The sequence below is a fragment of the Paenibacillus sp. FW101-FHT12H11 genome (genome assembly GCF_058790355.1).
In genome coordinates this window covers 105,436-129,844 of sequence record NZ_JBYTCO010000006.1, presented here as the reverse complement: position 1 = coordinate 129,844, position 24,409 = coordinate 105,436, and the positions used below count along the sequence as shown (strand labels likewise).

At 49.0% G+C, this 24,409-nt stretch carries 16 protein-coding genes and 1 pseudogene; 2 read left to right on the top strand and 15 right to left on the bottom strand.

Annotated elements, in window-relative coordinates:
• Positions 1-13: 13 nt before the first annotated feature.
• The 7 genes and pseudogenes from AC3WTJ_RS20345 to AC3WTJ_RS20315 all read right to left on the bottom strand — a co-directional run bounded on the left by AC3WTJ_RS20345 (position 14) and on the right by AC3WTJ_RS20315 (position 8,539).
• The gene (locus AC3WTJ_RS20345; RefSeq protein WP_492523395.1) at positions 14-1,450 is read right to left on the bottom strand and encodes an SWIM zinc finger family protein; all 1,437 of its coding nucleotides are present in this window, start codon (positions 1,448-1,450) and stop codon (positions 14-16) included.
• A 718-nt stretch (positions 1,451-2,168) separates the two neighbouring features.
• The gene (locus AC3WTJ_RS20340; RefSeq protein ID WP_492523394.1) at positions 2,169-2,966 is read right to left on the bottom strand and encodes a TatD family hydrolase; all 798 of its coding nucleotides are present in this window, start codon (positions 2,964-2,966) and stop codon (positions 2,169-2,171) included.
• Positions 2,959-3,534: an RNA 2'-phosphotransferase gene (locus AC3WTJ_RS20335; protein ID WP_492523393.1), complete on the bottom strand. Its 576-nt coding sequence runs from the start codon at positions 3,532-3,534 to the stop codon at positions 2,959-2,961. The genes AC3WTJ_RS20340 and AC3WTJ_RS20335 overlap by 8 nt, the downstream gene beginning before the upstream one ends.
• Before the next feature lie 31 nt (positions 3,535-3,565).
• On the bottom strand, positions 3,566-4,861 hold the full coding sequence (locus AC3WTJ_RS20330; RefSeq protein ID WP_492523392.1) for an AAA family ATPase: 1,296 nt from the start codon (positions 4,859-4,861) through the stop codon (positions 3,566-3,568).
• A gap of 14 nt (positions 4,862-4,875) precedes the next feature.
• A complete protein-coding gene (locus tag AC3WTJ_RS20325; RefSeq protein ID WP_492523391.1) occupies positions 4,876-6,297 on the bottom strand; it encodes an RtcB family protein in 1,422 nt (473 codons plus the stop codon).
• 15 nt (positions 6,298-6,312) lie between these two features.
• Positions 6,313-6,855 (bottom strand): annotated as a pseudogene (locus AC3WTJ_RS20320) (nucleotidyltransferase domain-containing protein); the annotation flags it as partial.
• Positions 6,856-7,126: 271 nt separating this feature from the next.
• Positions 7,127-8,539, bottom strand: a complete 1,413-nt coding sequence (locus AC3WTJ_RS20315) for an RtcB family protein (protein WP_492523668.1) — start codon at positions 8,537-8,539, stop codon at positions 7,127-7,129.
• A 163-nt stretch (positions 8,540-8,702) separates the two neighbouring features.
• On the opposite strand from AC3WTJ_RS20315, the gene AC3WTJ_RS20310 reads away from it, so the two are divergent.
• Positions 8,703-10,028: a helix-turn-helix transcriptional regulator gene (locus AC3WTJ_RS20310; RefSeq protein ID WP_492523390.1), complete on the top strand. Its 1,326-nt coding sequence runs from the start codon at positions 8,703-8,705 to the stop codon at positions 10,026-10,028.
• The gene (locus tag AC3WTJ_RS20305; RefSeq protein ID WP_492523389.1) at positions 10,003-10,836 is read left to right on the top strand and encodes a WYL domain-containing protein; all 834 of its coding nucleotides are present in this window, start codon (positions 10,003-10,005) and stop codon (positions 10,834-10,836) included. The genes AC3WTJ_RS20310 and AC3WTJ_RS20305 overlap by 26 nt, the downstream gene beginning before the upstream one ends.
• An 89-nt stretch (positions 10,837-10,925) precedes the next feature.
• Here AC3WTJ_RS20305 and AC3WTJ_RS20300 read toward each other — a convergent pair whose 3' ends face one another.
• The 8 genes from AC3WTJ_RS20300 to AC3WTJ_RS20265 form a co-directional block, all read right to left on the bottom strand.
• Entirely contained in the window at positions 10,926-11,822 is an 897-nt protein-coding gene (locus AC3WTJ_RS20300; RefSeq protein WP_492523667.1) for an aldo/keto reductase, read from the bottom strand.
• Positions 11,823-11,856: 34 nt separating this feature from the next.
• Positions 11,857-12,798 carry an aldo/keto reductase family protein gene (locus tag AC3WTJ_RS20295; RefSeq protein WP_492523388.1) on the bottom strand — a complete coding sequence of 314 codons (942 nt, stop codon included), beginning with the start codon at positions 12,796-12,798 and terminating at the stop codon, positions 11,857-11,859.
• 349 nt (positions 12,799-13,147) lie between these two features.
• Positions 13,148-15,529, bottom strand: a complete 2,382-nt coding sequence (locus AC3WTJ_RS20290) for a glycosyl hydrolase family 95 catalytic domain-containing protein (RefSeq protein ID WP_492523387.1) — start codon at positions 15,527-15,529, stop codon at positions 13,148-13,150.
• Positions 15,530-15,606: 77 nt separating this feature from the next.
• Positions 15,607-17,268, bottom strand: a complete 1,662-nt coding sequence (locus AC3WTJ_RS20285) for a type 2 periplasmic-binding domain-containing protein (protein ID WP_492523386.1) — start codon at positions 17,266-17,268, stop codon at positions 15,607-15,609.
• Positions 17,269-17,382: 114 nt separating this feature from the next.
• The gene (locus AC3WTJ_RS20280) at positions 17,383-18,282 is read right to left on the bottom strand and encodes a carbohydrate ABC transporter permease (protein WP_492523385.1); all 900 of its coding nucleotides are present in this window, start codon (positions 18,280-18,282) and stop codon (positions 17,383-17,385) included.
• A 22-nt stretch (positions 18,283-18,304) separates the two neighbouring features.
• Positions 18,305-19,159, bottom strand: coding sequence for an ABC transporter permease (locus AC3WTJ_RS20275; RefSeq protein WP_492523666.1), 855 nt, complete (start codon positions 19,157-19,159; stop codon positions 18,305-18,307).
• A 309-nt stretch (positions 19,160-19,468) separates the two neighbouring features.
• On the bottom strand, positions 19,469-21,856 hold the full coding sequence (locus AC3WTJ_RS20270; protein WP_492523384.1) for a glycoside hydrolase family 95 protein: 2,388 nt from the start codon (positions 21,854-21,856) through the stop codon (positions 19,469-19,471).
• 113 nt (positions 21,857-21,969) lie between these two features.
• Positions 21,970-24,300 carry a helix-turn-helix domain-containing protein gene (locus AC3WTJ_RS20265; protein ID WP_492523665.1) on the bottom strand — a complete coding sequence of 777 codons (2,331 nt, stop codon included), beginning with the start codon at positions 24,298-24,300 and terminating at the stop codon, positions 21,970-21,972.
• Between the last annotated feature and the right edge of the window lie 109 nt (positions 24,301-24,409).

Genomic DNA, 24,409 nt, shown 5'->3' with positions numbered 1-24,409 from the left:
CTAATTCTTTTCATCAATACAGTAAGCGAACTACTTCATTGGCGGTTACAATGCTTAAAGGCTGTGCTTCGAGCCTGTTCAATTTCCAATTTTGCTCAAACATAACCAATACAACTTGATTCATCAGTAACGCCTTATTCAGCATTGGCAGCAGATTGGTCGTAGTTTCATTGAGATACTGGATGTCCGCAAGAGGGAGCTGCTTGCCCTGTTCATCCAACAGCACATAAGAATCAGCATCCGTCCTTCTAATTTCAGCAAAACGAAGCAGCATGACGGGATGTTTATCAGATAGCGGATTTTTGATCACATTTTTCACCTGCTTGATCACTTCCGGGAATGGGCTCTGAGCACTGGCACAGATTTTGTTAAAATCTTGCGAATCAACCGTGCGAAACGTTGCCTCCTCCCACCGCACTCTCCTGTTTAACTCACCCGGGTATTGCGCGAGCTCCTTTGTTTGCACAATTTGAAAAATAGAATCTTCTTCGCGTATATGTTTGGCAGCACGAAAAGGACGATACGTCCTTGTAAGGTGAATTTGCCCGTTGTTGAGATCGGACCAGTATCCTTCATCGATGAACTCTCCTCTTGCTTGATCCGTATAGGACCGGAAAGCAAGCTGCAGCAGTTCTGCCTCCGCGCGGACCCGGCCTAGTTCTCTAAGTTCTGCTATTTGCCAAGCATGCCCGATCCATTCCTCCAATGTCGATTCCGCATCCATCGGAAGATCAGGGTTTTCCAATCTGCCGTTTAGATATTCCCTACTTTTCTTGATCAGGGACTGCAGGATAGTTAACTGCTCAATGACGACGTCATAGGCGGCTTCCCGATTTTCCTCAACGCGAAATTGAAGCGTCAGATCCTTCAATGCGGATTGAATTCCCGGGATGTAATAGTTGCCTAACTGCTTCGCTTGTTCGTCTGCGGTTTGCAATGCCTTTTTATCCAAACTGCCAAGCCCCGAAGAAACAAGCTGAAGGATAAGCTTTTCCGCGATGCTGATCCCTTCCAGCTGTGCCGCTATTTTTTTCAACAAAGCCGACTTATTCGTCTTACGCTTCGCGGTTGGTGCCTCAGGATCGACGGCTTTCTTCTTCTCTTCCCGTTTCTCCGCCTTTTCCCTTTTGTCCAAGATATCTGGAGGAATGGGGGAATGGATGAATGTTTTCCCGGAGGTAAATGCATACATCAACCCGAGATTGTGTTTGCACGGGAACTGACGGCTCGGACAGGTGCAGCGAAATACGGGATTCCCTTCTTGCTGCCAATCAATCGAACAGCGATAAGGTTCCTTCCCGCTTCCTTTGCACTCCCCGAAAATGATTGTCCCATCATCAGACTGACAGAGGAGGGGAAAGCTATTTTTCTTCGCCAAATCTTTGCCATTCTTAATTGCACTGCTGTTTTGCGCCAAACTATCGACATAAGCTTCCGTTAAATGATTCATCTCGTACTCCTCATAACATGGTTATATAAACTGTTTCCACATAACGCCTAAATTTCCTGTTTCAAGGGTATGGCTTTTCCCCAATGATTAGAACGAAAATAACTGAAATCAGGCCACCTTCGGGGAACTACAGACCGCTATTTCGGCAGAATCAGCCCGTATCCGCGTCCAAGCGGAACTACAGGGCGTTATTCGCCCGCGCAGCCCCGTTTCCCCTGCCAAAACGGACGAATAGCGGACCACAGTTCCCTCTCTGCGCGAAAAAGGCGCGATTTCACAGAAATAGCGCCCCTCAGTTCCCCTTCGATGGAGGAAGGGGTAGTTGGAGGAAGAAAACATCCGAGACGTGAACCCCTTCTCCGTTATTTAACTTGTTAAGAGCGCGATAACAGTGAATTTTCATGGGGTGGGAATACGTAACACAGCTAAGAGTGAGGCGTTTGGCGGAGAGGTGCAACCTCATACTTAAGTTAAGTTTGCCGGCAGGGCCACCTTAGGGGAACTACAGTCCGTTATTCCAGCAAATCCAGCCCGCTGCCGCATCCAAGCGGAACTACAGGGCATTATTCGCCCGCACAGCCCCGTTTCCCCTGCCAAAACGGACGAATAGCGCCCCACAGTTCCCTCTCTGCGCGAAAAAGGCGCTTTTCGAAGAAATAGCGCCTTGTAGTTCCTCTCGGCGGGGAGGAAGGAACCGTTGGCGGCAGGTGCAACCTACCTACCGCAGCCCAAAAAACGACCTCGCCGTACTCGTCGTCGCCTCCGCAACCTCCTCCACCGTTGCACCTAAACAACTAGCAACGGCAGCCGTCACATGAGGAAGAAACATCGGTTCATTCCGGCCATCCTGCGGCTTAACGGGCAAATCGCGAGGCGTCAGGAAAGGCGCATCGGTTTCCAGCATCAGGCGATCCAGAGGGATTCGCTTTACCAGCTCGCGCAGATGCCGCCCTCTACGTTCATCGCAAATCCAACCGGTAATCCCAATATGCAGGCCGAGCCGCAAATAAACTTCAAGCTCCTGAGCTGAGCCTGTGAAGCAATGGACAACAGCCTTAACATTCCCTTTGCCCAAGTAAGGCTTCAGAATTCGCACGAAATCGAGATGCGCTTCACGCTCGTGCAGAAAAAGCGGCTTTTCCAGTTCGCAGGCAAGCTGAATCTGTACCTCAAACCATTTGCGCTGGATATCACGAGACGAAAAGTCACGGTTGTAATCCAATCCGCATTCTCCAATCGCAACTACCTGCGGTTTCGTGGCTAATCGCCGCAGCGTATCTATCGTTTGCCCTGTACAATTCCGCGCATCATGCGGATGAATACCCGCTGTCGTGAACAACTGCCCGGGGAATTTCGCCGCATACCGCGCAGCTGAATCGCTATTTCTCTCGCTTGTGCCCGTCAGGATCATAGGCGATACACCAACCTCAAGCGCTCTTGCGACGACCTCATCACGATCCCCCTCAAAAGATCGATGCATCAAGTTAACACCTATGTCAATAAGCCGCTTATTCATTCCGTCCCTCCGCTCCGTGCTCATAAATGCTGCAAAACTCCGCAGGAACAGCATCAGCAAGCCAAACTTCATTGCCTGCATAATAGAATTTGATCCCTGCACGGCTAGCTTTTACCGTATCAATGTTGAGAATGACAAGTTCCCCTCTACGCTTACCAGCCAATGTCGCAAAATGAAGCCCTTCAGACATATGAACATACTGACGCTGCATGGGGCGCAATCCTTGCTCCAGTATGCTTGGCGCAGCTTGCGCATTCGTACCATGATACAGCACCATCGGCGGCACTCCGGTTGGATAGCTGACTTTATCATGGCTATGCCCGTACCTTGCCCTGATGCGATCGCCAATGATCTCAAAACGCTGCTTTTCACAATTCTCGACCACTTCCTCCAAATCAGGCAAGCTAAGTTCCGACCACCCTGACTGGCCGCGCAGTACTTGCAATAAATCATCAACCGCACAGGAACCATCAGCCGAGTCGAGCATCAGCCCGAATTGTTCCGGAGAATGCCGCAGTATTTTACTCATCAATTTGCTTAATCTTGTTTGTACTTGTTTAGTCAACATTCCGAATCATACTCCTCTCTTATCCATCGTCTCAACCCACCAAAAATCCAACCCGAACCTCCGATTCTTCCTTCAGCCACGACATCGACTGTCCCTTTTGCAAATCCGATTTCATGGACTTCACCAGCTTTTCTATATCCACACTCATCTCGTAATGCCACTGAAGCGCCGCCGCTGCGTACAATTCATTTAACTGGGCAAAAGTAAATCCTTCCGTTTGCTTCGCGGTTACCCTCAATACATCATCGGTCAGCAGCTTGCCCATCCCTTTTTGCTCCAAATAGATTTCCCTAAGCGCCACATCTGGAAGTTTAATTTCATAAGCGCGATCAAAACGCCCTGCGCGGTTCATTAACGCCGGATCAATTTGCTCCGGATAATTCGTCGTGCCAATGAGGAAAATCCCCTCTTTCGATGTGGCACCGTCCAAAATATTCAAAAAATAAGACCGCGCCCGCTGAGGCATCGCATCGATATCTTCGATCACAAGGATCATAGGCGCCAGGTTCGCCGCCGCATGAAATACCTCCTGAATGGAGTCGCTGCACGTATTTTCTGTGATTTGCCAATATGCAACAGGGGCTTTCACACTGCCGGCGATGGACTTCACGAGCGTTGTTTTCCCATTCCCCGGTTTGCCATAGAGCAGAATGCCTCTTTTATAAGGAAGCTCATATTCCTTGAAAAAGGTACGATCCTCATCAAAAAACTGATCGATGGCTCTGTAAATGTCCCGCTTCACTTCCTCCTTCATAATGACTTCGGAGCGTTCGACCATGCGGGTAATCGGCGCCAGCTCTTTTTCCATCCCATGCGGTCCATCTGTAAAAATCGTCACTTGCCGCCGATCCAAATCTCTTCGCCGCTGCCGCGCGTGCTCCAGAAACCGTTTAAGGCTGGCATCATCTACGGCAAAAACAAAATCCTCAGCGCCAATCCCATGCATCCGAAAAATCGGGACCCTCGCTAGCGCGATCCCCCAGTCGGGATAGGCAAAGACGTTATTGCGCAAGGTTGGAAATACCCCATACGCCGAAGATTCCTCTTCCCCTTGGATGCCAAATGCGCGAGATTCCATAAGATCAAAAATTTTCGTAACGTGCTGGACTTGAGGACTACCCGCTTTGACGTCCTGCTCCAGCATTTCCCAATATTCTTCTTTCCCGTCGTCGCTTACATAGGGTTCAAAATATTCGCCAAACAAGTCGCTCAACACGCTTTGAATGCTCCCCAGTACATAAGCATAATCCCCATATGCGGCCAGCGGGCTGCCTCCAGACCCGATCTTAGCGGATACAGCCACCGCAGTTACTTCTCTTATTTTCAAATTGGAATCCCTCTTCATTTGGCACCTTTTACTGCCGCCATTGGCTTGCACTTTGCTACAACCTGTGCCAGATCCGCCCCGACGACACTCTCTATGATTTGATCGACATCTTTATAGGCTTGTGGAGATTCATCAAGAATCGCCTCTAATGACTTTTGATTAACAACGATTTCCTCGTCAGTTCCGATACGCATGGAGGCGGCGAATTCGCTCAGCGTAATCAGCTTTTTCGTTGCACTGCGCGAACGGATGCGCCCTGCGCCATGGCAGATCGAGTGGAAGTTGGCTTTGCCGCCCGGCGATCCAACCATGATATAGGATGCCGTTCCCATCGAGCCCGGAATCAGCGCAGGGTGGCCCGTGTGCATATAGGGCTGCGGATTATCCGGGTGCCCCGCAGGAAGCGAGCGCGTCGCCCCTTTGCGATGGACAAAATAGGACTCGCCCTCCTGTTTCTCCTCCCAGGCATAGTTATGCATGAGATCGTACAGGGTCGTCATTTCAAACTTTGAGCCAAATACATCTTTGCCGGCCTCACGAATGGCGTAAGCAATGAGGTGGCGATTCACAACGGCATAATTCAGCGCTGAGTACATCAAATGAACATAAGTCTGCGCTGCCTGGTGCTCGAGTGGAGCAAAAAGCAGCTTAGGATCTGCGGTTCCCAAGCCCAGATTGCGCATGACTTTCATCATGTCGCTGCTGCTGACTTGGCTGACGGAGCCTCCCCAAGCACGTGATCCGGAATGGATCATTACCACGACTTGGCCGTCAAACAGCCCCCAGGCTTCCGCCACTTCGCGGTTCTCTTCAGCGATCTCAATCGCTTGAATTTCGGCAAAATGATTCCCATTACCCAGCGTACCAAGCTGACGGTGCGAACGATGCCAGACGGCATTCGGGAACCGATTCAACACATTTTCATCCAGTGTAAATTTGCTGCACTCGACATGTGTAAGGGAGGTCGCTTTCCTTGGCGTATAGCCATCCGGGATATATTTTTTCGGCAAGCCGTGCAGTCCTTTCGTCACAACGTGTTCCAAACGAACATCGGAGAAGTGACCGCGCGCGTGATCTTCCACAGGCAAATATTTCTCGATGGTCTTCACGAGCTTGCGGCGCAGCTTCACATCCTTGAGCTCATCTTTATGCACATTGGTCATATGCACCCTCATGCCGCAGCCGATATCGCTGCCGACAATCGACGGCGACACATAACCATCATGAGTTTGCCACGCAGCCGTTGTACCGATACAAGTGCCTACACCGACATGTACGTCAGGGGTATAGCTCATAAATTTTTGATTCGGAATCTGCAAATTGTTGTTCGCCATCTGAAAAATTTGATAATCTAACGTTTTAAACAGCTCAGGCGCTGCGTAAACATGGACAACCCCCGAAGGGAGCTGAACGTGTTGAACATAATTTTCTTTCATTCCATTGTATCCTCTCTATGAACCCCAAACCTCCTTCAGCGCATCCCGGAACAAATCATCTAAAGCTTGATCCTGCTGTTCTCCAGAGACTGAAATGTGTTTGGCGGTTTCTTCAAAATAAGCGATTTGCCGCTCTAAAAAGTCGTTGATCACCGAGATTTTCGGCTCTAAGTCGAGTTCGACGCCAGCCTTTTTCCGAGCTAACAAGGTGTATATTTCTTTTTTCAATATCGAGTCTGGAAGCATCTGCTCCACCAGCTCTTCGAATTCCATCGGCGGCATCGAGCCGTATTTCTCAATCCATCCGCATGCAAGTATAGGCCGCAGCACATAGAAATATTTTTTGATTTTAACGAGATCGCCTTGCAAATATGCCCGTAAGTTCCCTTTAGCCATGTGCAGGTAGTGATACATAGTGGATCGCGGAGAAAAAGTCAGCGGAGAGAGCTGGCGAATTTTCTCTGTTACGCTGAATTGCTCCAAATAGGGTATCGGCGATTGTAGCCACTCTAGCAAAGGCGGGTTCGATTTGCGAAACAAATTCAAAGCCTTCATCAAAATAAGCATACAAAAAAGCCATAGACCAACAAGGTCTACGGCTTTTCATGTCAAATTTTAACGAAGCCACTCCATAGAGGACTTACGTATTCGTCACAAACCCGGCTGAGACCGAAGGTAATCTGTTTAATTCAATTGTCAAATTACGGATAGAAAATTGATTGCGAATCATATCGTCGGCCTCCTTTCCATTCATTTACAAACATCATACGAGCGAAACCTGCATCACGTCAATTACCCTGCGGCGGAAAAAATCATTATACTAAATTGTCTAAACCCCTTTAATCGCCACCATAGGCTTACAAACCGCCACCACATCCGCAAGGGAAGCGCCCACTACGCTGTCAATAATTTGATCCACATCCTTATAGGCTTGCGGGCACTCATCCAGGATTGTTTGCAGAGAACGATGGTTCACCAGGATCTCTTCCTCCGTACCTACTTTGAGCGATTGCGCAAATTCATCGACCGTGACCAGCTCTTTCGTTGCTTTCCGTGATCTTGCTCTACCGGCTCCATGACAGATGGAGTAAAAGTTCATGAGCCCTTCCTCTCTCCCCACCATGATAAAAGACGAGGTTCCCATCGAACCCGGAATCAAGGCTGGATGGCCGGTAGCTTTGTAAGCAGCTGTATTGAGAAAATGTCCGGCAGGCAGCGCCCTTGTCGCCCCTTTACGGTGAACAAGCATCGGCTGATTGCGGTGAAATTCTTTTAGCGCATAGTTATGCATAAGATCGTAGAGCACAGGCAGCTCTTCCTTTTCGCCAAAAACTTCCCGGAACGCTTCACGTACACCGAAGGCAATCATATGCCGGTTACTTACCGCAAAATTTAAGGCTGAATACATCAGATTCAAGTAAGTCTGTCCTTCAACGCTTGAAACCGGAGCGTACATGAGATTGCGGTCTGGGTTTTCAATCCCCCAACTGTGCATCGCTTCTCTGAAAACTTTGGTAAATTCTTGGCCTAATTTAGCCCCCCAAGCGCGTGAACCGGAGTGGATCATGACGACCACCTGACCGTCGAACAGCCCCCATTGTGCTGCCAACTGCTGATGCTTTTCAGCTATTTCCAAATATTGAATCTCGATAAAATGATTCCCTCCGCCCAGCGTCCCCAGCTGGCCATGCGCGTATTTGCCGATTTTTGCAGGCAATTTTTCAAGATACTTATGGTCGAACTGGAACGTAGCTTCCTCGACATGCGTCAACCACCGCTCGCTCGGGATATATGATTCTGGAAGTTCTTTCAACCCATGTTTCACAACTTCCATAACGTCAATGTCAGCGTAATTCGTGTTCGTGCGCTCATTGGTCGGCACATATTTTTCAATCGCTTTGATTAATTCCCTGCGCACGCCTTTATCCTGAATGTCTTTTTTGTGCAGCGTCGTCGTATGAACGCGCATACCGCAGCCGATATCCACACCCACAATCGAAGGGGACACGAAGCCGTCTTTTAGACTCCAAACAGCCGTTGTTCCGATGCAAGTCCCGATCCCCACGTGGGCATCCGGCGTGTAGCTCATATGCAAATTGCGGGGAATCCGCAGATTGTTGTCCGCCATTTCATAAACACGTTGTTCAAAAGATTGGAACACCTCGTCGTTAGCAAAAACGTGAAGGCGGCCATGGTCCAGCTCCATTTCGTAATGATTGTTGCCGTGGTTTTTCATTTTCATTTCCATAACGTTTCTCCTCCATTTGTCTTCTACACCTATCTTCGCTTATTTAGGATGAGGCGAACATGGCGAAAGTATGACGACATCTGAAAAGTTTTCCATTTTCTCCAAAACGCACCCCTGCTACAATAAGATCAGGATAGAGGAAGAGTGAGGGGATTGTGTGGCTAGGGAAAGCTTTGATAAAGAAGTCCAGTTTCTGCGGATGTTCGTGCTGACAAGCGGGGCCTACAGCCGACAGCAATTTGCGGAGAGGCTAGGAATTTCGGTACATACCTTTGATAAAACGCTGCGCCGGTTAAAAGAAATCATCGCCACGATGTACCAGCAAGCACCGGACGCACAACAGAAAGAATTTGCCGATATGCTGCGCTACAGCTATTTCGATTCAACAGAGCCCATGCTGCTGTTCTTATTTCGGGCCAAATCGCTGAAAGAATCGGAAAGCCATCGAATCGCTGCACTGCTGGCCGCTCTGAATGAGCAGCCTTTAACCGCAATTGAGCTGCTAGACGCTTGCAGTAAAGGCATCCCCAGCGAGATGGCTCTTCCCGATGAGAAAACCATTCGTAACGATCTGAAATATCTGGAAGAAGTCGGCGTCATCATGAAAACTTCCGGGTCACGCCCCTATCGGTACCGTATACATAATGCGTTCATCGATGAGCTTTCTCAAGATGAGTTGATTGATCTTTATGATTTTATAGATGTTATGGCCAATACACAGGTGCCTTCGGTACAAGGTTATTTACTGCGTGACGGGCTTAAAAAGCATATGAATCGGAACTCGGCCGAACTAACGGCTGTAGAGCCATTTCTGTATAAATATCAGTATTACTCCCGGATTTTGGACGAAGCCCATCTGTCCGGCTTGCTGTCTGCGATCACCCAGCGCCGTAAGGTTCAATTCCTTTATTTTTCACCCAAAGCCGGCCAATCTTATTCTTCAAAAAATACGAATCCCTTATTCGAACGGGAAATGGAAGGGAAGCTACAGAAGGCTCTGCCACTGCAAATCGTGTATGATCACCAGTACGGACGGTGGTATTTGCTGGCCCATGATTCGCGGCATGGCATCCGTAAATTCCGGGTCGAAGGGATGACGCAGATTGAGCATGACGAGCCGGTTGATCCTTCTTTTTTCAACGAGCAAAAGTTGGATTTAGAAAAGCGAATCAAGCTAAGCTGGGTCATAGACACTGGGAATGCCGTGATGGTCAAAGTGCGCTTCTTCAATCCAGGCCGAACGGGTCCGAATTTCATTAAAGAGCGCGTACTTCTTCAAGGCCAATGGGGAGAAATCACGGAGGAGCTGGAAGATTCGTTCGTTTACGAGATTACCGTCAATGGGACTACGGAAATAAAACCTTGGATACGAAGTTTTGGATCGAGCTGTGAGGTGCTGGAACCAAGCGAATTCCGGCAGGAGATGATTGCGGAGTGGAAGGAGCTGTCGGGCTATTATGAACCTGTTCGAGAAAATATTTAACTATGATATGGTTACGAAATTGGAAAATGCAGGGACGTTCATGGTGACTTCCGTTGAGCGCTCATGGTTAAAAACCATGCTGAATCACCCTGCTGCTTTGCATGCTTTCACACCAGCTGCTATGGAGAAACTTCAGAGGGTACTTGATGCGGAACCTACCCTGGATTTGTCCGAGGCCTTCATGGAGAAGGCGCGCAGCAAAGAGAAGCAGGTGTTTCATCCGCAGATGCGCACGCTCCGCCGAGTGATTACACGGCAAGGTGCCATCAGGCTGACTTACCGAGTGAAGGATGAGCGCATTTTTGTTAATGAAATGGCTTTTCCATACAAGCTCGAATATTCTCAGGTTAAAAAAGACTGGTATTTGCTCTGGTATCATCTCAGGCATCGGGCCATCATGAGCACAAAGCTCGACAACATTGAAGCTGTTCATGATCTGCCTTTCTCCACCGAGCGGGCTGCTCAAGTGCAAATTCAAATCGAAAAGCTGCTGCACAAACGTCATATTCAGGCAACCATCGCCGTCGTCAAAATATACAATCGAGAATTGTCCCGGATTCTTTATGCATTCTCTTGCTTCGAGAAACAGGTCGACTACGACGAAAAAGAGGGTACATACACCATCCAGCTCACCTATCTCAACAATGAAGCTGAATATGTGTTAAGCAAGCTTCGTTTCCTTGGCAAGCGGGTGCGCGTCGTGCGAGGCGAGTATTTGCAAAAGAGGATGCTGGAGTCCGCGCAAAAGGCTTTAGCGAGGTACGAAGCGCCGGCTGGCGTGGAGTCTGCTGAGGGGGGCAGCGGGTAGTAGCTTGTGAGGGTTGAATGGGAGGAAGACCGTGCTGAAAAGGCTGTCCCAAGTTCTTCGGGACAGCCTCCTCTTCGCGGGCAAACCTATTAACCTTTGCCGATCCAATCGGCTTCGGCGATTTTTTGCCATCTTTTGCGAATCGTAGCATATGCTTCTTCAGGTAAATTGCCTCGTTCCAGCAGCTTCGCGTTTTCCAACCAACGAGCTGGATTCGCCGTGCCGACAATGGCTGTATGGACGCCTGGCACAGTCAGCGTGAAGCGCAGAGCAACTTCAATAGATTCCTGAAGTTCCGTTTCCAGGAAATCGTATTTCAACTGCTGCAAACGGTCCCAATAAGCATGATGATAGGCGCTTTCCGGCTTCCGGCCCGTTTTCCACGCTGCATTCGCAATCGGGCGCTTCACAACCACACCCATGCCTCTCTCAATTGCAACCGGAATCGTAAGCTCGATAGCTTCCTGATCGGCAATATTGATCGATGTCTCCAACGAGTCGAATAAGCCGGATTGAACCGCATACTGAGCCGCTATATGATCACCGCTGTAGCCGATGAAACGCGTTTTCCCTTGCTCCTTCGCACGCTGTAAAACCTCAATAACTTCTCCTCGCCGAAGCAATTCTTCCGAGCAGCTGTGCAAATGAATCACGTCGATGTAGTCTGTATTCAGACGTTTTAAGCTGCGATCGATGCTCAGTTCCAGCAGCTTCGGATCCCAATCAGGGAGATCAAACCCGGAGGCATGGCCGCATTTGGTGAATAAATAGTAGTCATCTCGGCGGTGCGATACCGTTTTGCCGATTAACTCTTCGCTGACGTTATAGCATTCAGCCGTATCAATCACATTTAAACCGGCATCCAGCGCACTGCCTAGAAGCTTATCCACATCTTCCGGTGAAGCCGAAGAAAAACCGATTTCAGCGCCACCAAAACCTAGAACGCTAACCTGCATGCCTGTTTTGCCATAAAGACGCTTTTCCATCATCGCTTGTCTCCTTTGAAGAGATTTCGTCTTATTACTTCGTCATGATCGCTTCTACGCGCTCTAGAACGTCAGAGGATAATGTAATATCCGAAGCTTTCGCATTGTCCTCAACCTGTGCAGGACGGCTCGCACCTACTAAGGCGCTGGAAACATTGGGCTGACGCAAGATCCAAGCAAGCGCCAAGTTCCCGATCGAAATGTTCAGATCCGCCGCAACCGTTTCAAGCTGCTGAACTTTCGCGATATTTTCCTCCGTTAGACCTTTGCGGAAATTATCCAGCTTCGCTGCTCGGCTATCTTGAGGAATATCAGAAACAGACTTGTATTTGCCCGTCAGCAAGCCCTGTGCCAATGGCGAGAAGACCACCTGACCAATCCCCTGCTGTTCGCCTAAAGGAATCACTTCTTTTTCGATATACCGATTAAAAAGATTATAGATAGGCTGATTGACGATAATTCTATCCAGCAAGTACTTATCAGCTACCGCTAAAGCTTGCGCCATTTGGGTCGCTGTCCATTCACTTACGCCGACATACAGCACTTTGCCTTGTGTAACAAGATCATCCAGTGCGCGCAGCGTTTCCTCAATCGGCGTTTCCTTATCATAGCGGTGGCAGTAATACACATCCACATAATCCGTGCCAAGGCGCTGCAAACTCGCATGCAGCTGTTCAAAAATATGTTTGCGAGAGAGCCCTCTATCATTAGGGCCATCGCCCATGCTGCCGAATACTTTGGTAGCAAGCACATAGGAATGACGCGGGTAATTTTTTAAAACCTCGCCTACGACCTTCTCGGCTTCTCCACGCTCATACACATTCGCTGTATCAAAAAAATTAATCCCCAATTCATAAGCTTTATGAATGGAGTTGACTGCATTCTCACGCTCAACGTAACCACCATATGTCAACCAACTGCCTAAACTAATTTCACTTACCTTTAATCCTGAAAGCCCTAATTTACGATATTTCATTACATGCTAACCTCCTAATATTTTCAATTACAGGCTTTACTATTATATCAATAGTTGATTAAGGATTATAAGTAGTGAAAAGTTTCTTACATAATATCATTTTGGTAAGTTAGTTACTTGAAGGTAACTAGTTGTTACTCGCTGCCAAGTGGAGACATGTGGTTGCGCTGGAGCGGGGGTGGGATGGCTAAGCGTTCAAGGGAAGCGTCGTGGGGGCGCTCGGCCTCATGAATGGAGTATGGTGGTGGTATCCGCCACACCCACGCTCATTCCCAATAAACGCGCCGGCTTCATTCAAAAGAAAACCTGATCCCCAGCCCCTCGGCTTAGAGATCAGGCCATAATTCGTTCAACTCGCCGCTACTTGAGCATTCGCTTTCACCAACCGGATTCTCTCGCCCGGGCTTGTCGATAAGTGAACGATGTCATCATAGACGGTTACATCTCCACTAGCTTGCTTGCATACAGCCCCGTGCTCCCATGGATTGTAGAACCGCAGCTCAGCACCGGCTTCGCTTTCAATCTCCACCCACTGCACATCGCCGCCCGCAAACGATGCGCTCACCAGAAAAGCTCCGACCGCCCTCAGCGTGGCAAATTCAGCATCCTGCTCGCTAGGCCAGTTCGGGAACAGGCGAAGAATGCCGTTATAGCTTTGGAGCAGACACTCATTAATGACGACCGGCAGCGCGAAGTTTTCGAACCAAATGCCGACTCTACGCATAAAATCAAAGCTTAGCGTGTCGCTGTACCTGCCCCCGGACAGCAAAACACGGTCTGTGCATGTGCCATTAGGCAGCAGGCAGTAGATTATTTGCCGTTTGAATTTTTCCAGGTCCAGATGGCCCATTCGCGCTCCGGCAAGATGGTAGAAAACAAGCTCGTTGCCGCCCTCGTTCCGATGATTCAGATAGGAATTGAGCGCGGTTTGGTACGCTTCACCCGTTGAGTGAAGACCATGCTCCTCTCCCGGAAAAATCGTCATAATGCCGTTCGGCGTATTATAGACTACCTCGGCATCCTCCCCTGGCACGGATACGAATACGGTACCACGCTGTGATTCGGCTGTTGCATATTCAGGAAATTTGCTTAAAATTTCTTGCACGCTGCCCAGAAGCTCATCTTCTTGCTGCTCAAATCCAAGTGTTTCACAAGCCTCCTTAAAAGCGTGAAACACAAATTTGGTCAACGTCAAATCCACAAGACAGTCGTAATTTTTCTTAAAACCTGGCGTCAACTCGTACAATTCAGGAACGACAGTAGGGAAAATGTGATAACGGTCATCCCCCCACGCCTCCCCGTGCGTATCCGGCCTGCGCATATAATCCGTCAAAAACAACACGGCCTCCTTGATAGGTACAAACGCACGTTTCTCCAGGAAGTCCCGGTCCATTGTGTAAAGGTAATGCCACCACAGACTCTGTACCGTCCACGGTGTTTCACAGACCTCCCAGCCCCAATGCGGCACTGGATAAGGCATGATGTTCATTTCGACAGGGTAGGCGGAATGCGGATAATAGGCTCCTCGCATACCGTAGTATTCACTCGCCCATTTCCGGCTTACAGGAAGAATATGATCGACCATATTGACGTAAGCCAGATGTTTGTCGACATGGTTGCTGGAAAAAGCAAGCCAGAACGGCTGCTGCGTATTGTAGTTCATGTGGTAGTCGCCATGCCACTCCGAGCCTATGGAACGGTAGCTCCAATTCGCGAACAACCCCGGACAGGTCGCTTCGGGTTTGACAGAGCAGTGATAGAAATATAAATTCCAATACCAGATCTGCTCTAGAAATTCATCACCGAGGCTCACACCCGAACAATTCCAGTACGATGTCCAATTGTTCTCGCAAGCAGCGAAAGCGGCGGCAACCCCTTGCTCCGCAGGCACCTCCAGCTCCTGAAGCTCTGCCGCAACGGCAGCATCCAAGCCTTCTGTCAATTCCACATAAGCAAGGAACGGCGCCGTTTGGAGCAGCTTGGCTTGTACGCCGCCTTTGGTTTCCATAGCCTCGATATCCTCGGCAACGCGAACATCCAAGCGGAATGCTTTGTCCTTGACATCGCGCTCATTCCCTTCTGGCGCCCAAGGGAGCCTCTGCCTGAAGCTGAGCTGACTCCGCTCATCCTCAACAGCCAGCTGCGCAAGCGGCAGCTCCTTCGGCGTCTCAGGATCGGGGATGAGCTTGACCCGATCGAATAGTCCTCCGACGGCGCCTTCCGGTGATACAAGCTGCATCCACATCCGATCCGCCTCAGGTTCAATAAACAATTGCAGGGTAGCCTCCTCCCCTGCTTCCAGCTTGAAATATACTTCACAGAGACCATTGTGAATATGTATTTTGTGGCCCAGCACTTCCGCCTTGCGCCGGTCATAGCCGAGGAGAAGAGAGCCGCACGGCATAGGGCGAGGATACGGCTTGCTGTAATTCTCCGCCGTCATGTCACAGTATTCGCGATACCATTCGTTCTCTCGGAACGTGTCCAGATCTTGCGGTATCTGCTTCAATTGCTCGAATACGTCTTGAAATGTGCCGATCTTCTCTTGATTATTCTCAGCAACTCGAATGTCCCACACATTGTTATGTCCAAAATGGATGACAACCGCATCCGGACGGGTTGTAACCACGGCGCCAAGGCCGCCGTTTCCCATCAATGCGCCTTCAAAAAAATCCGGCGCCGGCTTCTCATAGCTAATGGGGTGTCGCTTCGCTTGCTCATTCCTGTTCATGAAGATCCTCTCCCTTACCTATCGTTTGGCAGCGTAAAAGTCCTGTACGCCCCTCCGGGCCGTACAGGACCCCTGCGTTATTTTTTGAATGACTTGTCGTAGGATTGCTGCATGATTTCTGTGTAACGTTTGAGGTTCAATTTATTCAAACCGGCTACATAGGCATCCCAATCCTTGTTCAAATCTTTGGCGCCGGTGACGAACTGCAGTGAGTTTTGATCAATGTAGTTTTTAATATTCGTTTTCAGCATAGCAGCCTCGTCGGCTGTTGACGGATCAATCCAGATCGCCCAGTGCGGGAATACATCTTTTGGCTGCTTGCCATCATACAGATGCGTAGCTTCTTGCAATCTGCGCTCATAGCCCGTTGTGTCATAGATATCCGTAGCGGCTACCCAGCTGTCCCGGAACTCTTTCGGTTGGAAATATTGCGCCATCGCGCCCCAAGACGAATTGTGCGGAGCTTCCCCTGTCGGCGTTGGAATCGTAGCCAGAAGCGGAGTCGCTGATTTCTCTACAGGAGAATCCCCATCCTTCGGTTTCCGCCAGTCTTTCCCTTCTTCGCCGAAGTGACCGCGGATCTGGCCTTCCTGCGTAAACATGTAGTCGACTAATTTAATAGCGGCGATTTGCGCTTCCTTGCTTGCTTTATTCGTAAGTACGAAAGTCGCGCCCGGATCGCTCGGGTAATTATAAGTCGCAAAAGCCCCATTCGGACCTGTCAGCGGTGGTACAGGATCATACGTTTTGGAATTATCCGATCCGCCCGTAACAAAAATGTACGGGTGCATAGCGGCACCGGCGCCTAGAATTTGCGCATCCGCATTGTCGCCAATCTTCTTGTAGGCGGTTGCATTTTGCGTAAATGCTCCTTTATCAATTAAGCCGGCGTCATACATAGACTTCACGAACTGCAAACCTTGCTTCCATTCATCTTTGTTCGCTGCTACATCCACTTTGCCATTGTTCAGCAAGAGGTAGGTGCGATCGTCGTCATAGATGAAACCGTTCATGAAGTAAGGGATGATGTGAACCCCGTAATCCTCAATAGATCCGCTTAGCGGCACTTCGTCGGCTTTGCCGTTGCCATTCGGGTCCTTTGTTTTGAAAGCTTCCAAAACTTGCTTATATTCATCCAGTGTTTTGGGCATCGTCAGATTCAGCTTTTTCAGCCAGGACGAATTGATCCACATTTTATTCGGATACGAACAGTGATAACATTCGACCAGTTGCGTTAACCCGTATATTTTGCCATCGGGAGCTGTGTTCATCGCCTTGAAGTAAGGGTATTTATCCAAAGCCTTTTGTACATTTGGCGCATATTGTTTAATGAGATCGTCCAGCGGAAGAATCACGCCCTGCTGCGAGTAACGAAGAATATCGGTCTGTGAAAATTTATCGACCCACGGAATCAGCATGTACAGATCCGGGTAATCGCCGCTGGCCAGAGAGATTTGTCTTTTCTCAGCCGCACCATCGAATGGAACTGTCTGCCATGAAAATTTAATATTGAATTTCTGCTCCGCCAATTTGGAAAAGCTGTTTGTCGCCAGATCGACATTCGCGTCTTGTTGCGCAAAGATCTTAATTGGAACCGGAGCGCCCGTGCCCTCCGCTGGTTTTGCCGCGCCCGTTGCGCCTGGTGTACTCGTATCAGAAGCAGTTGGGGATGTACAAGCTGTGAGAACTAAGCTGATTGTAAGCAGCATTATCCATAAGGTTGAAACTGTTTTTTTCAAATGCGCCCTCTCCCTTTCGTTGTCAAATGGTAACCCCTGCATGTGTTTTATCCAAGCTTTCAAACTCCTTCACCTGTAATCCCGAGCCGCACCACCACCTTTCCTAGGTGTCTCTTATCCTTTCACAGAACCAATCAGCATTCCTTTGACGAAGTAGCGCTGTACAAAAGGATAGATGACCAAAACAGGTAAGCTTGCTATGACAATGAGCGAGTATTTGGTCAAATCGGCAAACTGTTGCCTTCTCAGCTGCTCTGCCGCATCAATATTGCCTGACGCCGCCGAATTGAGAATTAGAATACCGCGAAGGATTAACTGCAACGGGTATAAACTTTGTGTTTTCAAATAAATTAAAGCATCAAAGTAAGCGTTCCACTGCCCGATGGCATACATCAAAATCAGCACAGCGATGATCGGTTTGGACAACGGCAGCACAACGCTCCACAGAAAACGGAAATCGCTGCAGCCATCCATTTCACTTGCTTCCGCCAATTCCTCCGGAATGGAAGACTGGAAAAACGTCCTGGCAATAATGATTTGCCATACCCATATGGCTTGCGGGATAAGCAGCGCCCACCTGGTATCGAGCAGACCCAGCTGTTTGACGACCAAATACGTTGGAATCAGACCGCCGGAGAATAGCATCGTAAAGGTAATGAACATCATCAGCGCGCTGCGCCCAAAAAAGGTCCTTCGCGATAGCGGATAAGCCAAAACAATCGTTAACGTAACGCTGATTAACGTGCCGAAGAAGGCATAGAATAACGAGTTTCCATAACCCTGAAGCACCTGGGGATTGCTTAATACAACCTTGTATCCCACGAATGTCAGGTCCACCGGCCATAACCATACACGTCCGGATGAAACGGCGAGCGGACTGCTTAAGGAAGAGCTGACAATAAAGACTAGCGGATATAGAACGACGATCAGTGCAATCCCCAGCAATAGATACACGCCCGCTAGGAACAGCCGGTCTCCCGTCGATTCACGAATGCGACGCCCCATCTTGATCATTTGGCGGGTCCTCTCCTTTCTTTTACCAGAGACTTGTACTAGAAATTCTTTTGGCTATCGCATTCACCAGCAAAAGCAGAATCAAATTAACGACCGAATTGAACAAACCAACTGCCGTTGCGAAGCTGAAATTCGCATTCAACAGCCCGATTTTATAGACATAAGTAGCGATAATTTCAGCGGTTTCGAGATTCAGCGGATTTTGCAGCAAATAGATTTTTTCAAATCCGACAGACATGATGTTCCCTACGCTTAATATCAAAATGATGACAGCCGTGGGCATAATGCCAGGTATATCAATATGGATGATTTTCTGAAATCGAGAAGCTCCATCTACTTTAGCCGCTTCGTACAGCGACGGATCCACCCCGGCCAGTGCGGCCAAATAAATCACGGCTGAGTACCCTGCGCCTTGCCAAACGTCCGTCCATACATAGACACTACGGAACATGCTTGGGATGCCAAGAAAGTTAATCGATTCTATGCCAAAGCTTTGCAAAATGATATTGATTACGCCTAATCTCGGGGAGAGAAGCAGCATAATCATGGAAACCATGACAACGGTTGAAATGAAGTAAGGCGCGTAGGTGACGAGCTGCACGGCTCTTTTGAAAAAGCCGTTCCTGATTTCGTTTAGCGCCAAAGCGAGTAAGATCGGAACGGGAAATCCGATTGCGATCTGATATAAACTAAGGAACAGCGTGTTTTTGATCAACACCCAAAATTGCGGGTTATTGAAGAAGAGATGGAAATGCTTGAGCCCGGCCCAGGGGCTGTGCCAAATCCCTTTGACAACGCTGTAATCCTTGAAGGCGATGACGGCGTTCACCATCGGAATGTACTTAAAGATGAGGAAGTACAGAACAGCCGGAATAATGAGTAAGTAGAACTGCCAGTGCTTCCGAAAGCTCTTGCTCGCCTCCATCCACAGCCTGGACTTCTTCTTGATCACACTCGGAGCGCGTGTTTCTCTGACAGATACGGTATCCAGATCAATCCCTCCTGTTTGGTAGCGCTTTCTATCTATACAAGACCACATTTTCCCCATCAGCGTAAAGGTACATCTCAAAATGATGCGTACATCCGCCAAAAATCGAAAAGGTACACTTGCATTTATCAGGTACAATTCTCAGAAGAGACACCAAACGGCGGTTCCTGATGGATCCCGCCGTTTGGTTATTGGCCTTTATACACTGCGTAGCTTGTACGTTCGACCTGTCTCCGTATCGAAACGGATGACTCCCTCTGTCACACGTTCAAAAGGTACTGGCTTGCCATCCGATTCAACCGTGAGCACAGTCTCTTTGGTGCGAATGCGGCAGCTTCCATCTACTTGCGCTTCGATCTCTGCTTCCTTCAGAGCGCCGCCCTCCCATGAGAGACCAACGCCTATCGCTCCTCTTGCTCGAAGGCCCTTCACATAGCCATTCGGCCATGCGTCCGGCAAAGCAGGCAGCAAGGCAATCTCGCCGGCATGCGATTGAACGAGCATTTCCGCCACACCGGCGGTAAATCCGAAGTTGCCGTCAATTTGGAAAGGCGGATGCGCATCGAACAAGTTGGCATAGACGCCACCACGATGATAGTTCGTAGCATCTTCCTCCACCAGCTGAAGCAGATTGGAAATCAGCTGCAGCGTGCGGTTTCCGTCCTGGAAACGCGCCCATAAGCAGATTTTCCAAGCCAAGCTCCACCCTGTGCCGCCATCCCCGCGCCGCTCCAAGGAATTTCGCGCTGCCTGATACAGCTCCGGCGTTCCCTGCTCCGTCAATTGACGTCCAGGGTAAATACCGAACAAGTGCGACACATGACGATGGTTGACATCTTCATCCTCCCAATCCACCGACCATTCCTGCAGCTGGCCGTGCTTGCCGATCTGCATCGGCTTTAACTTCTCTAAGGCTGCCGCTATCTCGTCTCTAAGGGACTCATCCTCCGCCCGCTTCAGCACGTCGACAGCCTCGATGCTATTCGTAAACAAATCCCAAATTAACGACATATCCATCGTCGTTGCCTGGCTCACACCAGCCTTCTGCCCATCTGCCGTCACAAACTTGTGCTCCGGCGAGGTGGAAGGCGAAGTGATCAAATGGCCGTTTTCGTCCGTATGAAGCCAATCCAGACAGAAAAGCGCTGCTTCTCTCATGATCGGATAAGCGTGCTCACGCAAATAGGTCTCATCCTTGGTGAACGCGTAATGCTCCCAAAGATGCTGACTGAGCCACGCCCCCGACATCGGCCACAGCGCCCATACCGGATCACCTTGTCCATAATCCCCGATAGGCGCTGACTGGCACCAGATGTCTCCGTTATGATGCGCAACCCAGCCACGGCAACCATAATTCGTTTCAGCCGTTTTCCGCCCATTGGTGGACAAGTTCTGTATGTAGCCGAGCAGCGGTTCATGGCATTCGGATAAATGGCATGTTTCTGCAAGCCAATAATTCATCTCCGCATTAATGTTCAACGTCAAATTACTGCTCCATGGCGGTCTCAATTCTTTGTTCCATATGCCCTGGAGATTGGCTGGCTGCGATCCGGCGCGTGAGCTTGCAATCAGCAAATACCTGCCATATTGAAACAGCAGCTCGACGAGTCCGGCATCCTTCGCCCCATACTGCTTAATTCGCCGGTCCGTTGGCATCCCTTCAGGCGCCTCAGAAGCGCCCAGGTTCAGCTCTACACGATTGAATAACGTCGTGTAATCCTGAATGTGAGCTTGCCGCAATTGCTCATAGGATTTGCTCAGCGCCTGCTCCAGGCGTACCTCATTCGTGGCGGAAATATCGCCGATCGCCCTCGCAGGAGGTTTATCGTATCCTTGAAAGCTGGTTTCCGCGCTGAAGATTAGCGTTACAGCACTGGCTTTTCTAATATGTAAGCCATCATGATCAAGGGTAGCAGCGCCATCTTCCAGACGAACGCCAAGTCGCCCTTCAAAGCGCATGGCCTCCGTTGTCTCAGGATCTCCATATAGGACGGGTTCATCGCGGTTGTAATAATTAGGATCAACGTGCTCCGGGCAGATGCCTTGCAAGAAGAGATGCTCGGCCGTTAGGGTCGTTCGATACGGATGAGGACTATCCAAACGAGCTGTGAAATTCAAAGCGCCTGGAGCGCTTGCTTCAAGACGAATTACAATGACTCCATCCGGATATGAAGCGAACATTTCGCGTTTATACACGATTTCCCCAATGCGATACTCCACCTTGGTGATGGCATTCGTCAAATCCAAATTGCGCTCATAGGCGCGAACCACGCCCCCGTGGAGAAATTTCAAATAAAGATCGCCAAGCGGCATATAGGATTGGTTGTATGGCCCCATCATCCCCTTGCTCTTCTTGTCGGCTTCCTCGTAGCGACCTTCTGCAAGGAGTTCGCGAACTTCCGCCAGAACGTGCTTCGCACTCGGATTGTTTCCGTCAACAGGCCCACGGCCTGACCAAAGCGTATCTTCATTCAGCTGCAAATGCTCGACTTCCGGTTCGCCGAAAACCATGGCTCCGAGTCGGCCGTTCCCGATAGGAAGCGCTTCCGTCCATGCTTTGGCGTATCTTTGATAACGTAATTTCAAAGTTAACAGCTCCTTTTTACGAATGAAATCATGAACTCCCCCACTAAATCACAAAACGGACCTCCTGTATAGGTACACTTCTATCACAAGGGTACGCCTATGCAAAAACTGCCTTAATTGACCGTTTTTCGGTAAAAGCTGGGGGAAACGCCTGATACGCGCTTGAAAGCTCGCCGGAACGCATGCGCGCTATTATAGCCGACATATTGCGAAATTTCATCAATCGTATGTTGGCTGTTAAACAGAAGATCCGTCGCTTTCTTAATCCGAATCTTCTCTAAATAGTCCGATAAATTTTCACCGGTGTGATCCTTAAATAACTGGGAAATGTACTTCTCCGGCAGCTCGACGTCAACCGAAATCTTATACAGATTCAAATCGGAATCTGAGTAATGCTGATCGAGGAAATCCACAATTTTGTTGATCATTTCCCCCGTGCTATCCTCTTTTTTCTTAAGCACTCTACTGCAGAACGCTTCGAGCAGCTCAAGAATGTCATTGCGGAATCGATCGAGGCTAGCGGAGAGCTGCAAATGCTCAATCCGCGTTTTCAGCCCTTGCGACACAGCTTGATCCGTGAAGGGACTGTGCTGCAGCAGCTTAAAGAACGTCCCTTTCAACTCGCCGAATAATTGCTGAACCATCTCCGCCGATAGCTGCCGTTCTGTGAAGTTCTGTGCCAGGAGCTGTTCAAAAATGCGATGGACCTCTTGCAGCTCGCCGATCTTGACCGCATTCAGCATCCGCAGTTCCATATCAATCGGGTAGTAATAGCTCGTTGATTCCTTGATCACATCCCGGTACCAGATCATTTCCGCCTCTTCCATAAAGACCGAATAATCAAGTGCACCCCTCGCTTCCTCAAAGGAACGGCTGCTGTCGGAAAGGGACTGGAAGCTGCCGCCAATGGCCACCGTCATTTGAATCCGGTACTCCTCTTTCACATATTCTCTCAGTTGTTCAAACAATCCAGACAAATTAGCCGTCATGTCCTCCCCTTCCAATTCGGCGTCCACTTCCTTCAGCGTCATCAGCATGGCGATTTTATCCGAGTCGATATCCGTTACATTGAGTTGAAAAACACGGCTCAAATCAACGAGACATTTTTTGATCAAAAGCCTTGCTGCATTCAGCTCGTGAATAATTTCCTGACTGACCAAACCGCTATAACCGTTAATTCGAATAATGGCGACATGGCCGGTTTCATTTTTCAAATTCATGCTTGGCAGGGAGTGCATTAATGTCTGGACTTCCTGCAGAGAATCAAATTCCCCTTTCAATAGCCGCTTTACAAAAGCATCTTCTAACAAAGGCAGCTGGCGCTTCAGCTCCTCTTCCAAAGAACGCTGACTTGCTAATAAGTCGGAAATATTTCCTTGCAGAAAATCGAACGCATTTTTCCCTTTGTACCCGCCCTGGCCAATTTGCTCCCGGAAAACCGAAACAATCCGATTGATGGGCGCACTGTTCCTGTAAGCAAATAATAAGGCCGCAATAATCCCTAACAATAACGTTGAAATCGTGATCGTCCAAGTTACCTTGGCAATGAACACCGACTGCTTCAAAACGACGCTTTTGGGCAAGCCGACAACATACACCCAGCCGTTATAGGTCGATTTCGAGGAGATAAGCAGCGTTTCGCCTTCGACGATGTTCCCGGGTTGTTGACCGATCATCTGCGGGATATTCATCGCTTGAATTTGGGCATCATCAATGCCGACTCTGGCAATCGGATGACCATCCTTATCGCTGATATAAGCCCAGCCCCCATACTGCTGCGGAATGCGTTCCAGCATTTTGGCGATTTCATTTTCATCAATTAAAATCACGGCCGTACCGAGCGAATGCTGAAAGCTATCGAAAGGAATCGACTGCAAATAGGTGATGACGTTGCTTTTCTTTCCATTGCCGATAAAAGGCTTTGAAGGCAGCGTTTCCCTACGGTGAATATTGCCGAGCAGCCCCTGCTTCCACTGGGCCGGATCCACATCCTCGTAATGGTACAGGTCGAAGTAATCATCAGGGCGTACATACACACCGGATGGCGTAAAAATAGCATGATAATTGTTCAGATAAATGTAGAAATCCTCCAGAAAAGTGTTCGTCAAGCTGTAAGCCGCCGTATTACGCCATGACTTCCATAGTGCATAAACGTCGTAGTGATCGACATCTACTTGCTGATTCAGCACATAGTTCAGTTCCTGGTCCAACGACAGTTGTCTTGTAATGTTTTCAACCTCTTCCATTCTGCGATCCAAGACGTCTTTACTTTGGTTCAACATCATGGCGCTTGCTTCAAGCGAACTGGATTTAATAATGTCCGAAGAAACATAATAGGAGATGAACCCCGTCACCATCGGAATAAACAGAATGAGCACATAGGAAACAAGAAAACTTCTGAAAATGGGGGAATGCTCCAGCTTCAGGTTGAAAGTCAGCTTCATCACAACTTGTTCACCTCATCTATTTGTAGGAGCTCATTCGAGTAAGCGTTTTCATTTCATCTTCTATCATAAAATAAAAGCTGGATTTTGTCTGTCGAAATTAGGCAGC